14 protein-coding genes and 1 pseudogene are annotated in these 13,531 nt (G+C 59.4%); 2 read left to right on the top strand and 13 right to left on the bottom strand.

The genetic code is table 11. The annotated features are described in order from the left end of the window. Positions 1 to 3: 3 nt before the first annotated feature. From CAter10_RS20540 to pxpB, 6 genes and pseudogenes are all read right to left on the bottom strand, one after another. A complete protein-coding gene (locus tag CAter10_RS20540) occupies positions 4 to 1,014 on the bottom strand; it encodes a DUF2891 domain-containing protein (RefSeq protein ID WP_061534911.1) in 1,011 nt (336 codons plus the stop codon). A 9-nt stretch (positions 1,015 to 1,023) separates the two neighbouring features. After that, positions 1,024 to 2,009, bottom strand: a pseudogene (locus tag CAter10_RS20535) (DUF979 domain-containing protein). Continuing rightward, positions 2,006 to 2,725 (bottom strand): DUF969 domain-containing protein, encoded by a 720-nt coding sequence (locus CAter10_RS20530; RefSeq protein WP_061534910.1) that lies wholly within the window; start codon positions 2,723 to 2,725, stop codon positions 2,006 to 2,008. The pseudogene CAter10_RS20535 and the gene CAter10_RS20530 overlap by 4 nt, the downstream one beginning before the upstream one ends. A 67-nt stretch (positions 2,726 to 2,792) precedes the next feature. Beyond that, positions 2,793 to 3,608 carry a 5-oxoprolinase subunit PxpA gene (pxpA, locus tag CAter10_RS20525; protein WP_061535484.1) on the bottom strand — a complete coding sequence of 272 codons (816 nt, stop codon included), beginning with the start codon at positions 3,606 to 3,608 and terminating at the stop codon, positions 2,793 to 2,795. Positions 3,609 to 3,618: 10 nt separating this feature from the next. Next, a complete protein-coding gene (locus CAter10_RS20520; RefSeq protein ID WP_061534909.1) occupies positions 3,619 to 4,599 on the bottom strand; it encodes a 5-oxoprolinase subunit C family protein in 981 nt (326 codons plus the stop codon). Then, complete coding sequence (gene pxpB, locus CAter10_RS20515) at positions 4,596 to 5,249, bottom strand: 5-oxoprolinase subunit PxpB (RefSeq protein WP_061534908.1); 654 nt, start codon at positions 5,247 to 5,249, stop codon at positions 4,596 to 4,598. Before pxpB ends, CAter10_RS20520 begins: the two co-directional genes overlap by 4 nt. A 287-nt stretch (positions 5,250 to 5,536) precedes the next feature. Here pxpB and CAter10_RS20510 point away from each other — a divergent pair, with 287 nt between their 5' ends. After that, the gene (locus CAter10_RS20510) at positions 5,537 to 6,049 is read left to right on the top strand and encodes a winged helix DNA-binding protein (RefSeq protein ID WP_061534907.1); all 513 of its coding nucleotides are present in this window, start codon (positions 5,537 to 5,539) and stop codon (positions 6,047 to 6,049) included. A 50-nt stretch (positions 6,050 to 6,099) separates the two neighbouring features. On the opposite strand, the gene CAter10_RS20505 is transcribed toward CAter10_RS20510, so the two are convergent. The 7 genes from CAter10_RS20505 to CAter10_RS20475 all read right to left on the bottom strand — a co-directional run bounded on the left by CAter10_RS20505 (position 6,100) and on the right by CAter10_RS20475 (position 12,469). Continuing rightward, the gene (locus CAter10_RS20505; protein WP_061534906.1) at positions 6,100 to 6,627 is read right to left on the bottom strand and encodes a peroxiredoxin family protein; all 528 of its coding nucleotides are present in this window, start codon (positions 6,625 to 6,627) and stop codon (positions 6,100 to 6,102) included. A 77-nt stretch (positions 6,628 to 6,704) separates the two neighbouring features. Next, positions 6,705 to 8,696 (bottom strand): M48 family metallopeptidase, encoded by a 1,992-nt coding sequence (locus CAter10_RS20500; RefSeq protein ID WP_061534905.1) that lies wholly within the window; start codon positions 8,694 to 8,696, stop codon positions 6,705 to 6,707. Positions 8,697 to 8,772: 76 nt separating this feature from the next. Further along, a complete protein-coding gene (locus CAter10_RS20495) occupies positions 8,773 to 9,363 on the bottom strand; it encodes a LemA family protein (protein WP_197467154.1) in 591 nt (196 codons plus the stop codon). Between the two features lie 115 nt (positions 9,364 to 9,478). Continuing rightward, entirely contained in the window at positions 9,479 to 10,126 is a 648-nt protein-coding gene (locus CAter10_RS20490; protein ID WP_061534904.1) for a BON domain-containing protein, read from the bottom strand. Beyond that, the gene (locus CAter10_RS20485; RefSeq protein ID WP_061534903.1) at positions 10,119 to 10,715 is read right to left on the bottom strand and encodes a phosphoheptose isomerase; all 597 of its coding nucleotides are present in this window, start codon (positions 10,713 to 10,715) and stop codon (positions 10,119 to 10,121) included. Before CAter10_RS20485 ends, CAter10_RS20490 begins: the two co-directional genes overlap by 8 nt. Positions 10,716 to 10,899: 184 nt before the next feature. Further along, positions 10,900 to 11,277: a YraN family protein gene (locus CAter10_RS20480; protein WP_061534902.1), complete on the bottom strand. Its 378-nt coding sequence runs from the start codon at positions 11,275 to 11,277 to the stop codon at positions 10,900 to 10,902. 34 nt (positions 11,278 to 11,311) lie between these two features. After that, on the bottom strand, positions 11,312 to 12,469 hold the full coding sequence (locus CAter10_RS20475; RefSeq protein ID WP_061534901.1) for a penicillin-binding protein activator: 1,158 nt from the start codon (positions 12,467 to 12,469) through the stop codon (positions 11,312 to 11,314). 12 nt (positions 12,470 to 12,481) lie between these two features. Here CAter10_RS20475 and rsmI point away from each other — a divergent pair, with 12 nt between their 5' ends. Continuing rightward, on the top strand, positions 12,482 to 13,384 hold the full coding sequence (gene rsmI / locus CAter10_RS20470; RefSeq protein WP_061534900.1) for a 16S rRNA (cytidine(1402)-2'-O)-methyltransferase: 903 nt from the start codon (positions 12,482 to 12,484) through the stop codon (positions 13,382 to 13,384). Positions 13,385 to 13,531: the final 147 nt, after the last annotated feature.

Raw genomic sequence — 13,531 nt, 5'->3', positions numbered from 1 at the left:
TGTTTAAGCCGGTGCTTCCATTGCCAGCATGGCAAACGTCGCCAGCCAATGTTCGCCGGCATAGTGACCGCTGGCGACATGCGGCAGGCTGGCTTGGATATGGCGTTGTGCTGCCGCCGTCAAGGTGGCCGCTGCTGCATCATGTTCCGGCAGGCGCCGCGCGATCCGCTTCATGCACCAGGCGCGGCTCAGGTTGAGCCCGTCCAGGTGGGCGATCTTGGGGTCGCTCCGATCGCTGACTTCGGCCGGGTTCATCAGCCGGTCGACATCGGGCAGGGATGGCAGGAACTGCGCGAACCAGTCGACGTAGACATCCGGCTCCAGCACATCGGCCATCAACAGTGCTTCGGTCAGCGCTGCCGACAGGAATTCATCGCCGCCCGGCTCGTAGTGTGCGGGGTAATTGCTGTCGGCAATGAAGTAGCGGCAAGCGGCTGCGACTACAGCGCTTTCCAGTTCGGCGTCTTTGCGGTGGCGGGCAAAATCCAATATCAGCCTGAGTGCGAAGGCGCTGTTGTAGTGCGTGCCGACGCGGATTGCGTAACTCAGCAGTGGGAAGAAATTCAGCACCCGGTTGCGTATATCTGCCACCAGCGGCTCCATCGCCGCCAGCCAGGCTGCCGCGCGTGGATGCGGCCAGCTTTCCAGTTCTTGCGCTAGCGCCAACAGCCAGGCCCAGCCATATGGACGTTCAAAAGAAGTGCGGCCGGGCGCCGTGAAATACGCCAGTTCCTGTTGCATGTTGGCGGCGGTGAAATGTTCCTCGAACAGCGTCGCGATTTCCGCTTGCTGCGGCAGCGCCGGATACTGGCGCGCGCAACGCGCCAGCAACCAGTAGCCGTGTACTGACGAATGCCAATCGTAGCAGCCGTAGAACACCGGATGTAGCGCACGCGGCGACAACACGTCCTGCGGGCCGTTGAGGGCGTGCATGATGTAGTTCGGATACTCGTGGCGCAGCGAACGCAGCGGTAGCGCAGCGAAGGCCGAGACTTGCTCCTGGGTCAGATGCATGGTTTCTCCTTAGCGGAATACGATGAAGTACATCAGCAGTATGTTGGCCGCCAGCAGTGTCACTGCGGTTGGAATCTGCACCTTGATGACCTGGTATTTGTCTTTCAGTTCCAGCAGCGCCGCCGGCACGATGTTGTAGTTTGCACCCATCGGCGTCATCAATGTGCCGCAATAGCCGGCCAGCATGCCAATCGTGACCAGCGGCGCCGGATCGGCGTGGTGGCCGACGATCATGAATGGCAGCGCAATGCCGGCGGTCATCACCGGGAAGGCGGCGAAAGCGTTGCCCATGATGATGGTGAACAAGGCCATGCCGACACAATAGATCACCACCAGCATGAAGCGATTTTCGGGATTGACGAACAGGCCGACCACTTCCTGCACCGATTTGCCGGTCTGCGCTGCAACGAATACGCCGCCCAGCATCGCCAGCATTTGCGGCAGCACTGATGCCCAGCCGATGGCGTCGAGCAGCCGACGCGATTCGCGCACTGCGTGCAGCGGTGTGCCGCCGGTCAGCTTCCAGCCGGCCAGGATGGCGCAGATGCAACCGACGCACAATGCCGCCAGCGTCAGTTGTTTCTGGTCGAGGATGTAGACGCCGCCGATAGCCACACCTTTCAGCAGGACCGTGCAGATTACAGTCACCACCGGAATCAGCACTGCCGGCAGGAATATCCAGTTGCCGAACTGATTCGCCGATGCCTGGCGTTGTTCGGCGCTGCGTTGTTTGTAGCTGCCCATCGACAGCAAGCCGCAGCCGGCGATCAGCGACAGCAGCAACACCTCGACACCGATGATGCGATAGCCATCTGTTTGCCGAACCCGGCAATGAGCAAGTCGCTGAACAGAAATACGGAACCAAACAGGAACCAGAACAGCGCAGTAGTGAGGCGTTTCGGATTGCCCTTGTCGCGCAGTGTCATGCCGACCAAGAGCATGACGATGATACCGATCAGATAGTAGATTTCATTGATGGTGATCAGGGTATTCATGCTGTCACCTCTTTTCCTTCGGATTTTTTCCATGCATCGACATCGCGCTGGATGCTGGCATCCAGACGCACCAGGCGAGCCATGTGGATGAGGAGGGCGGCAATGGCAGTCGGAATTGCCCACAGGCCAAGATGCAGCGGTTCGATATTCTGGATGCCGTTTTCCTTGAGGAAGGCATCCATCAGCAGCACCGCACCGAAGGCGATGAAAATGTCTTCGCCAAAGAACACAGCGATGTTATCGCAGGCCGCCGAATGCGCGCGCAATTTGTCGCGGATATGTTTCGGCAGGTCGCCGTGGCGTGCTGCCGCTGCGCCTTCCACCATCGGCGCCAGCAGCGGCCGCACGGTTTGCGCTTGGCCGCCGATATAGGTCAGGCCAAGTGCGCCCAGACCTTGGCGCAGCACGAAATACAACATCAGGATGCGCGCAGAAGTGGCGCTTGCCATGCTGGAAATCCAGTCCTGTGCGCGCTCTTTCAGACCGTAGCTTTCAAGCAGCCCGATCACCGGCAGGATCAATACATAAACAGCGAGCGAGCGGCTGTTCATGAATTTTTCGCCAAAGGTTTCGAGCAGCGTGCCGAGATCCATGCCGACTGACAAACCGGTCGCCAGACCGGCTACCGACACCACCAGCAAGGGGTTGAATTTAAGCGCAAAACCGGCCACCACGATGGGTATGCCGATGAGAGGCAGCAGTCCTGAAACGTCCATTGATATCTCCTAGGGTTGATGACGGTCGCTGGCGCGTCGTCGATTTTTCACTTCTTGGTGTAATCGATTAGCCCAGCAACGGGAACAAGGCGTCGCTATCGGTCATCTGCGGCGCGCGGATGGCGATGCCTTGCTGGTTCAGTTCGGCATGGATGCGGCGCGCAAATGCCAGCGCGTGCGCACCATCGCCGTGCAGGCAGACGGTATCCGCCTTGAGCGGCACCCAGCTGCCGTCGATGGCGTGCACCTTGCCTTCGCGGATCATATGCATGGTTTGTGCCAGTGCTTGTTCTTCGTCTTCGATCAGGGCGCCGGGTGTGCCGCGCTTGACCAGACTGCCATCGGGGTTGTAGCCACGGTCGGCGAACACTTCTTCGATGGCGGTCAGGCCGCCGCGCTGGGCGGCCGAGATCAGTTCGCTACCGGCCAGGCCGAACAGCGTCAGCGTCGGATCGATATCGTAGATGGCGGCGACGATGGTGTCGGCCAGGGCGGCATCGCGCGCCGCCATGTTGTACAGCGCGCCGTGCGGTTTGACGTGTGCCAGCTGTGCGCCATTGGCGGCGGCGATCGCCGCCAGTGCACCGATCTGGTACTGCACGCCGCTGTAGATTTCGTTGGGCGGCAGCTGCATTTCGGTGCGGCCGAAATTGTCCCGGTCGGGGAAGCTCGGATGGGCGCCGATGGCGACGCCCTGATCGACCGCCCAGGCCACGCATTGCTGCATCATCAGCGCGCTGCCGGCGTGCCAGCCGCAGGCGATATTGGCGGAGCTGACCAGCGCCAGCAACGCTTCGTCGCTGCCGTCGCTTTGTTCGCCGAGGTCAGCGTTCAGGTCGACGCTTAACTGCGGGTGTTTTTTTGGGATATCTTTCTTAGGCATCATGTGCTCCTTACTTTCTTGCCGGACGCAACCAGTGCATCGCTGCCTCGATTTGTTGTAGATACAGGTTGTCACGGCGCAGCGCTTCACGTGCCTGGACAGCGTCGCATTCGACGAACTGCAGCGTGCGGTTGAAGCGCAGTTGCGCCAGCCTGGCCAGGTCGGCGCCGATGACCACGCCGATCTTCGGGTAGCCGCCGGTGGTTTGCGCATCGGCCATCAGCACGATCGGCTGGCCGGCCGGCGGCACCTGGATCACGCCCGGCAATACGCCGTGCGACAGCAGGTCGTTACCCTTCTTGATTTTCAGTTCGGGGCCGCTCAGGCGGAAACCCATGCGATTGCTTTGCGGCGTCAGGGTCCAGGTCTCGTTCCAGAACGCCCGATGCGCCGCTACCGTGAACGAATCGTATTCGGGGCCGGGGATCACGCGGATCGGCATCGGCTCGCTGTCGTCGGCCTCATACCAGGACGGTGCACGCACACCGAATGACGGAGCGGCATGTACAGCTGCGTCGGGAACGTTCAACTCGCCTACGGACAGGCTGTCGCCCTCTGTCAGTGTGCGCCCGGCGTGGCCGCCGAAGCCAGCTTGCAGATCGGTCGAACGTGAGCCTAGCTGCAGCGCCGAATTGAAGCCGCCGGCGACGGCCAGATAGCTGCGCATGCCATGTAGCGCGGCGTTCAGCCGTAAGGTCTGGCCGTTGCGCGCCTGCACGCTCCACCATCGCGACAGTGGCCGCTCGTCCAATGTTGCGCCGAAATCAGCACCGCCCAATGCAATGCGGCAATCCGAGGTGAAACGCAGTTCGCAAGGGCCGAGCGTGAATTCGATGGCCGCGGCCTCGGGCGGATTACCGACCAGCATATTGGCGATCGATAAGGCCGTACGGTCGAGGGCGCCGGATTGGCAGATGCCGAGATGACGGAAATGACTGCGGCCGATGTCCTGGACCGAATTGAGGCGGCCGGCGCGGATGATCTTGATCACAGGATCACCTCGCTGGCGACGAAGCGCACACGGTCGCCGGGTTGCAGCAGGGTGGGCGGATTTTCATTCGGATCGAACAGTTGCAATGCGCTATGGCCGATCAATTGCCAGCCGCCGGGCGAGGCCGCCGGATAAATTCCGGTCTGGCTGCCGCCTATGCCGACCGATCCGGCAGGCACGATCACGCGCGGCTCGCTGCGGCGCGGTGTCGCCAGCTTTGGATCAAGTCCCCCCAGATACGGGAAGCCAGGCTGGAAACCGATGAAATAGACGATGTATTCGGTCGCTGTATGACGCTTGACGATTTCAGCCGGCGCCAAGCCGGTATGGCGCGCCACTTCTTCCAGGTCGGGGCCGCTGTCGCCGCCGTAGACCACCGGAATGTCGATTTTGCGGCCGGTCTTCTGGCTGACTGCAGCAGTGTCCCAGGCCTCCTGGAGGCGTTCTTCCAGTTGCTGAGGATCGGCTGCCAGCGGGTCGAACAGGATGGTCAGGTTGTTCATGCCGGGCACGATATCTCGGACATGCGGCCATTGTGCCGCCTGAGCTGCGATGGCCCATAGCCGCTGCTGGTGTTCCAGGGTCGCGCTGGACCCTGTATTCAATATCAAGGCGCTTTCACCAAGTGCTTGTATGACGGGCTGGGTCATTGCGGCCGGGTTCCTTCTGCACTGAGGTGCCTGAGAGAATCATCTTGTTGCGGACGGCGCAAATGCCGCTGTTGCGCGACTGATTGCCGTATCCTCAACACTTCTTTATTGGATCGCTGATAGCTTGGAACAGCTTGCAATATCATCTAACAAAAATAAAATGTCAATAATTTGTACATAAATAGTTTATATTGTTGTTGAAATCACGGCGCTCCAGCTACCGGGATTTCATCGATTCCGGGTATAACTGGTTGTATGATTTGGTTTTCTTGGCGTTGAGGACATGTATGAACGGTGCCGCCCCTAAAATCCTTTCTTCCGCACACCTGGCTTCGGAAAGCAGTGTCGAGTTGTCGGAACTGGAATACGCATTGATTATTGCAGGCAATGCCTTCAATCGCTGGATGACGCGCTGCATGTCGGCCGCCGGAGTCAAGGACATGACGCCGGTCGAGGTTTCATTGCTGCACCATGTTTGCCACCGCGAACGCAAAAAAAGCCTTGCCGATATCTGCTTCGTGCTCAACATCGAGGACACCCATATCGCCAGCTACGCACTCAAGAAACTGGTGAAAGCCGGTTACATCAAAAGCGAGAAGGTCGGCAAGGAAGCCTATTTTTCAGCTACCCCCGGCGGTTACGCGCTTTGCCTTAAATATCGCGAAGTGCGCGAGGAGTGCCTGATCACCGTGCTCTCCGATACCGGCCTGTCGAACCAGGCGCTGGGCGATGCCGCCAAGCTGTTGCGCACCGCATCCGGCTTGTATGACACGGCCTCGCGCGGCGCCACTTCAAGATAGCGTTTTCATTTTAGACGGGCAATAAAAAGGCGCTTGAAGCGCCTTTTTCATTATGCTGCGAGTGCCTTGTCGAGTAGCGCATGCAATTCCGCGAACTTGGGTTCGCCGACATAGCGCTTGATGATGTTGCCTTGCTTGTCGATCACGAAAGTGGTCGGCGTCAACTTGACGTCGCCGAATGAGTTGGCCAGCTTGCCCTGCAAATCCAGCGCGACCTGGAACGGCAAGCCACGGGTTTCCACGAAGTTCGTCACATAGTTGGGCTGGTCGTAACTCATGGCTACTGCCACATAGTCGAGGCCCTTGTCTTTGTACATGTTGTAGGTCTGGACCATCTGCGGCATTTCGGCCACGCAGGTGGTGCAGCTGGTGGCCCAGAAGTTCACCATCACCACCTTGCCGCGCATGCTCTTCAGCGATACCTGCTCACCCTTGAGGTTGGTGAACGTGACGTCAGGCGCAACATCCTTTTTCGACATCGACATGTAGCCAGCCGAGGCCACAGCAATCACCGCGACAGCGGCCACGGCTTTGATCCAGTGCCGTTTGCCGGCGGATTGTTCAACTTGAGGTTGCATGGCGGAAATCCCAACATGGGCAAAGCCCGAAAGATCCCATTATAGTCACCGGCGCAAATCTTTGTCGAAGTCGTCGTTTAGTTATCGAATTGCCACGGATAAGCGTGATAAGTAGCGGCAACCGCCGGCGGAATCGGCGCTTCGATACCGGCGCAGATGGCGCGCAAGATGTCGGCACTGGCGATATCCAATTGGCCGCCATCGGCACTGCCATTATCGGCGACGGCCAGCAACGCCTTCACCAATTGCGGCTTGGCCAGCGGTGCCAGGCGGTTGGCGTTGTCCAGCGCCTGGCGCACGCGCGGAAAGCTGAGGCCCGCGCCATCGCAATAATCCTTGGCAGCGATATCGAGCTCGGGGCATAGCTGGGCGCTACGCAGGAAGGCCGCGATGCGCGCTTCACCTGCGTTAGCGGAGGTAGATGGCACGCAGACGTGCGCGACCAGCGATAGCAGCACGGCGATGTCGCTCTTCAGCTCGGCGAGGCGATTGAACTTTATCTGCACCAGGCGTCCGGCGCGTGGCCGCAGGCGGCGCGCCAGGATGGTTTGCAGCACGAACTCGGCGAGCGTGATGCGGTTGTCGGCGGCAATCAGTTGATCGACAATCGCCAGCAATTTGTCGCGTTCGGGCTGCTTTAGCTGGCGCAGCGCCGGCATCGCCAGATCCACCAACGGCAGCCTCGCGCTCAGCGGCAACTGTGCGATTGATTCGGCCAGGTAGGTAGTCAGCGCGGCCTGCTGTTCTGCTTCTTTTTTGAGCACTGCCAATTGTTGATCGCGTTCCGTATCACTCCCCAGCAGTAGCGCGTAGATTACTGCGCAAGCCGCTACAGGATCACGCACGGCGCCGTCCAATTGCGGCGTCAACGGAGATTTCGTGCCGCTGCTATTTCCGAATTCAAGCGATGGCGTTGGCGTGCCGGTTGTCGTCGGCGTCTGGATTGCCACCGCGTCTCCAGCAGCAGCAAAACCTGCGGCGCTAAAGGGCAAGTCGGCCAGGCGTTCGCTGTGCTCGGCATACGGCACCGCCAACTCTGGCGCTTCAAGCGGTCCCATGCTTCTGCCGTAGATGCGCCGCAGGCGCTCTGTGAGCGGCGGGTGAGTGGCAAACCAGCCGTCCAGAAGGTTAGGGCGGGCACTGCCGAGGAACAGGTGTGACAGTTGCTCGGCATTTGCATGATTGATTTGCGAACCGATTTTCTTGCCGTCGGTCAGGCCGCCGATCTTGCGTAACGCACCGCCGATACCGTCCGGATTACGCGTGAACTGCACTGCGCTGGCATCGGCCAGGAACTCGCGCTGGCGCGATACGGCGGATTTGATCAGACGACCGAAGAAGATGCCGATATACCCGACCACGAACAACACCAGGCCAGTGACGATCAATACCAGATGCCATGGCGGCCCCTTGTCGTTGCGGTCGCGGACATCCCAGAAGCTGCTGCCAAAATTCATCAGTTGCTGACCGAAACCGGCGATCATCTGGATTCCGAACAGGACGCCGATCAGATGCACGTTGAGACGCATGTCGCCGTTCAGGATGTGGCTGAACTCGTGGCCGACCACGCCTTGCAATTCATCACGCGTCAACCGGTTGAGCGTGCCGCGCGTGACTGCAACCACCGCCTCATTCGGATTGTAGCCGGCAGCAAAGGCATTGATCGCATCCTCTTGTTCAAGCAGATAAACCTTGGGGCAGGCGATGCCAGAAGCGAGCGCCATTTCTTCGACCACGTTCAGCAAGCGCCGCTCCTGCAGGTCACGCGTGGCCGGCGAGACCAGGCGGCCGCCAGCCATTTGCGCAACGGCGTCACCGCCGTCGCGCAAGTTGAACGTCTGGATCAGCGTACCGCCGCCGATCAGCAGCAGCGTGATCAGTGTGTTGGTTTCAAAGAAGCCCTTTGGATAGTTGCGCATGAAGCCGTGATGCGCACCGAATTTGAAAGTCCATACCAGCGCCATCGCCAGGTTGACAGCCACTACGATCGCAATCACCGCCAGCGCGAACAGGAACACCAGTTTCCTGGTTTCTTGCCGCGCCTGGTGCTGTTGTTCAAAGAAAGTCATGCTCGCAGCTCAGTCAAGAGAGGTCGGGATGCCAGATGCAAGGCAGCCGGCATCGCGCCGGCTGCGTCGGACCAGCTCAGAATGTGACTTTGACTGCCTTGCGTTCTTCCGGCGCCTCGGTGGCTTGCAGCAGTTCAGCTGGCTTGAATGAAAACATGTTGGCGAAAATCGAACCAGGGAATTGTTCGATGGCCGTGTTGTATTCCATCACACTGTCGTTGTACGCCTGGCGCGAAAAGCCGATTTTGTTTTCGGTGCCCGTCAGCTCTTCGGTGAGCTGCATCATGTTCTGGTTAGCCTTCAGGTCAGGATAGGCTTCAGACAGCGCAAACAATTTTCCCAGGCTGGAGCTGAGCGCGCCTTCGCTGGTGACCATCTGCTGGACTGCGGCCGCATCGGTGGCGTTGCCTGCCACCTTGGCGTTTGCCGTGACGGCCTGGTTACGCGCGGAGATCACCGCTTCGAGCGTTTCGCGCTCGTGTTTCATGTAGCCCTTGGCGGTTTCTACCAGGTTCGGGATCAGGTCGTAACGGCGTTTCAGCTGCACATCAATCTGAGCGAACGCGTTCTTGAAGCGATTCCGAAAACTCACCAGGCGGTTATAGATACCCACCATCCACACCACGATGGCAAGCACGATTGCCAGAAAAATGATGAAGCCGATCATTGTTTTCCCCAAAAAAAAGCCGCTGGACAAATTATCCAGCGGCAACGTTATATGACAAGAAGCCGAAAAGCAAGTGAACCGCCTGTTCTCCCGCTTCTTGCAATATGTGTGGGGCTTATTTGGCGCTTTCGCGTGGTGCGGACGACATTTGCGTCAACTCATCCTCGGTGATGTATTCAAACACCTTGACCACCTTTTGCACGCCGCTGACGCCGGCAGCGATTTCCGCCGCACGCTTGCCTTCGCGCTCAGTAACCCGGCCCATCAGGTAGACATTGCCACGTTCGGTGACGACCTTGATCGAATTGCCAAATACATCCTTGGCATCAACCAGCGAGGCGATGACCTTGCTGGTGATGAAGGTATCGTTGGAACGCGACGAGAATGACGATGGCGCACCGATTGCCAGTTCGTTGTCGACCGCATGGACGTTTTCAATGCCCTGCACCTCACGTTCGGCGGCGGCCTTGGCGGCATCGTCACGTACTTCGCCGGTCAGCAATACCTTGCGATTGAAGCTGGTGATGTTGACATGGCCATCCTGGCCGACGACGCCGGGAACTCGCGTTTCGGCCTTGACCATGATCGCCTTGTCCTCGGTTTGCGCACCCAGCGTGCGCCGGTCCGTCACTGCAAAACCGCCGGCGACGGCGCCGCCAAGCGCCAATGCGACGCAACCCTGCAAGCCCAGCACCACCGTTCCGCACAGTGCCACTGCGGCCAATGGACGTTGCCATTTGCTCCAACTTCCCCGATCAATCATTCGCATCTCCTCCAAATAAAGCGACATCGATGCCGTCGCATAAGCAGTGTATCGTCAACAGATGGACTTCCTGGATGCGCGCTGTGCGGTCGTGCGGCACGCAAATATGGACATCCGCCTCAGTCAGTTTCTTGCCGATGGCGCCGCCGCCTTTGCCGGTCAGTGCAACCACGCGCATTTCACGTTCCAGCGCAACGTCGATCGCCGCCAGGATGTTCGCCGAATTACCCGAAGTGGAAAACGCCAGCAACACATCGCCAGCCTGTCCGAACGCCTGCACCTGCTTCGAAAAGATTTCGTTGAAGCTGTAATCGTTACCGACCGCAGTGATGATCGAGGTGTCGGTGCTGAGCGCCAGGGCAGGCAACGGCAGCCGCTCCCGTTCAAAGCGTCCAACCAGTTCCGCTGCAAAATGCTGGCAGTCGGCAGCAGAACCGCCGTTGCCGCAAGCAAGAATCTTGTTGCCATTGGACAGCGCGGAGAACATAAGTTCAACCGCATTGGAAATCGGTCCGGCCAGGACCTCCGCTGCGCGGGCCTTGAGTTCGGCGCTTTCGTTGAAGTGCGCCAGGATGCGTTGATTTATCATGATGTCGGTTTGGATGGTGATAGATGCTGCCGAAAGTGCGTGGACGCCAGGAGATGGCTCTGCCGCGCGATATGTTCAGAATTGCTCTCTGGTTAATATGGTGCCGCCGTTTGTCATTGCATCGGTTGCCATGGCCCGATTATAGCTGGCGCAGCAGCTTTACCAGCAGAAGCGTGAGCGAGGATCAGGTGTCGAACGCGTTTTTGATCCATTCGATGCGTTCGCCGTCGATGGCCAGCACGTCAAGGCGGCAGGCCGGGGGCTTGGGATAGCGTTGCAGGAAAAGCTGGGCGGCGATGATCAGTTTGGCTTGTTTGCTGCGCGTGACGCTGGCTGCGGCACCACCATAGCGGCTGCTGCTGCGTTGCCTGACTTCGACAAATACCAGCTGATGGGATGGCCCCGGTTCGCTCAGGATCAAGTCGATTTCACCGCCTTTGCAGCGGAAATTGCGTTCGACCAGTTGTAATCCGCGTTGCTGCAGGTATGCCAACGCCATGTCTTCCGCCGCCTGGCCGCGCTGAATCGAGCGGCCAGGCAGAATTGTCCTGAGGATACTCATGACGGCGCTTGCATGAGGCGGCGGAGCGGCATGCTCAGTGTGCGTACAGCGGCGTGACGACGCCGTTCTGGTACACCGCCTCCGGCTCGGCACGCTCAAAGCTTGGCGCATTGATGCCAACGCCGAAACTGACATTGAGCCTGCCGGTGACGCCGTCGATTTGGAACACGCTGTTGCGCGCGGCCACTTCGCGCGCAATGCGAAACGCGTCGATGCCGAGCGCGTACAAGCGGTCCAGGTCAGCGTTGGGTTGCTGTTCGGCGCCATCGGTCCGACGCGGATAGACCATCACGGCCGGATGATCAGGCTGCACCTGCCAAGGGATGTCCAACAGCCGCACGCCGTCCAATTCAGGAATCTGGTGTTCAGGATTGATGTCGCCAAGCGCCATGGGGTTCAATTGCGAAATGCCGTAGATTGGTGTCTCGGCGCCGACCGCATTACGTATCTGCCTAGTCTGGTCGGCATTGAGGGCGGCAAACAGCAGGCGTGGTTTTTCATTCTGGATACGCTGCTGCAATTGCGTCAGGGCGCCGGGGTTGAGCACGCCGTCGGCCATGCTGAACGTCATCAGGTCCGCACGCAGGCCGCTGCCTTGCAATTGTTGCGTGAAAGCGCTGGCGACGCGCTTTTGCCAGGCGGCGCTGGTGCTCAGCACGAACACCTTGCCGGGGGCGAGTTCGGCGCCCACCCAGCTGGCGACCTGGCGCGCTTCGGCTTCGATCGACAGGCCGATCGGCAGCAATTGCGCCGGCAACGCCTGGTCCTTGTCGGCAGAGAGATCCGGCTGGGTCAACGCAATCGTCGGTTTTGTCACCTGACCGTTCTGCACGATGGCCGTGATGCCGGTGCGCGATAGTGGGCCGATCAGGATGTCGTATTTTTTGCTGGCCGCGGCATAAGTCGCCAGCATGTCGGCGGGGGTGTCGGCAGATTCGATCACGGTCACCGCCAAGTCGCTCTTGTCGCGTTCATAGGCATTCAGGAAGCCGGCGCGCACCGCGTCGGCAGCCGCGCCCAACGGGCCGGAGCGCAGTGGCAGCAGCAAGGCGATGCTGGCCAGCGGAATCGTGTTGCCGCTGGGATCGGGGCTGGCCGATTCGACGATGGTTGTGTTTGCCAGCGCGGGCGGGCACAATCCGTTCAACAGGATCCCTGCCACCAATGTCAGCTTGGCCCATTTATATAACATGCATAACTCCCCATGACTCATCAATCTGCAAGCACCCTCGTCACTTCGTCAATCCTGGATGAGGTGGCGCAGCAGGCGTATCCCGCGTCAACATTATATGTGCTGGCTACGCCTATCGGGAATGTGTGCGATATCAGCCTGCGCGCACTGCACGTATTGTCGATGGTCGATGCGGTGGCCTGTGAAGATACCCGGAATACGGCACATTTGCTGAGTCGCTATGGCTTATCCAAGACTTTGCTGGCGGCGCACGAACATAACGAGCGCGAAGCCGCCGACAAGATCGTCGCCCGCCTGCAAGCCGGCGAGCGCGTCGCACTGGTATCCGATGCCGGCACGCCTGCCGTGTCCGATCCGGGCGCGCGGATTGTCGATGCGGTGCTGCGTGCCGGCTTGCGTGCATTGCCGTTGCCGGGGCCATCGGCCGCCGTTACCGCGCTGTCGGTCAGCGGCCTGGTTAACGACCAATTCCAGTTTGTCGGCTTCCTGCCGAGCAAGGGGCGTCAGCGCGAAATTGTGTTGAATGGCCTGGTTGGCGCCAGCGCCACGCTGGTGTTGTATGAAGCGCCGCACCGTATCATCGAGACCGTCGACGCGCTGCTGCAGGCATTCGGCCCGGAGCGCCAGGTAGTACTGGCGCGCGAACTTACCAAGTTGTTTGAAAGCGTGCATCGCTGCGCACTGGGCGATGCTCCTGCATGGCTGGCGGCTGACGCCAATCGGCAAAAGGGCGAATTTGTGCTGTTGGTTGAGGCGGCGCCGGTCGCGCTCGACGATAGTGCGGAAGGAGAACGTGTATTGAAGATTCTGCTGGCTGAATTGTCGATCAAGCAAGCTTCTGCATTGGCGGCGCAAATTACCGGGCAAAAGAAAAATGCGCTTTACGAAAGGGCTCTCGCGTTGAAAAACGAGTAGGTTTTGACGGGCAGGCCGAATGAGAATATTTTGTTATTAATTTTTCGTCATTAATCAGATTTGTCTTATGCAAATTGGCCTATCCGGGAAATCAGATAAGCACAAATTCAGCAATACGGCGATGTATTTTCACAACGGCATCGACAT

Source organism: Collimonas arenae, assembly GCF_001584165.1.
Classification (GTDB): Bacteria; Pseudomonadota; Gammaproteobacteria; order Burkholderiales; family Burkholderiaceae_D; genus Collimonas; species Collimonas arenae.
The sequence above is the reverse complement of the archived record's forward strand: the minus strand, read 5'-3'. Positions and strand labels throughout refer to the sequence as shown.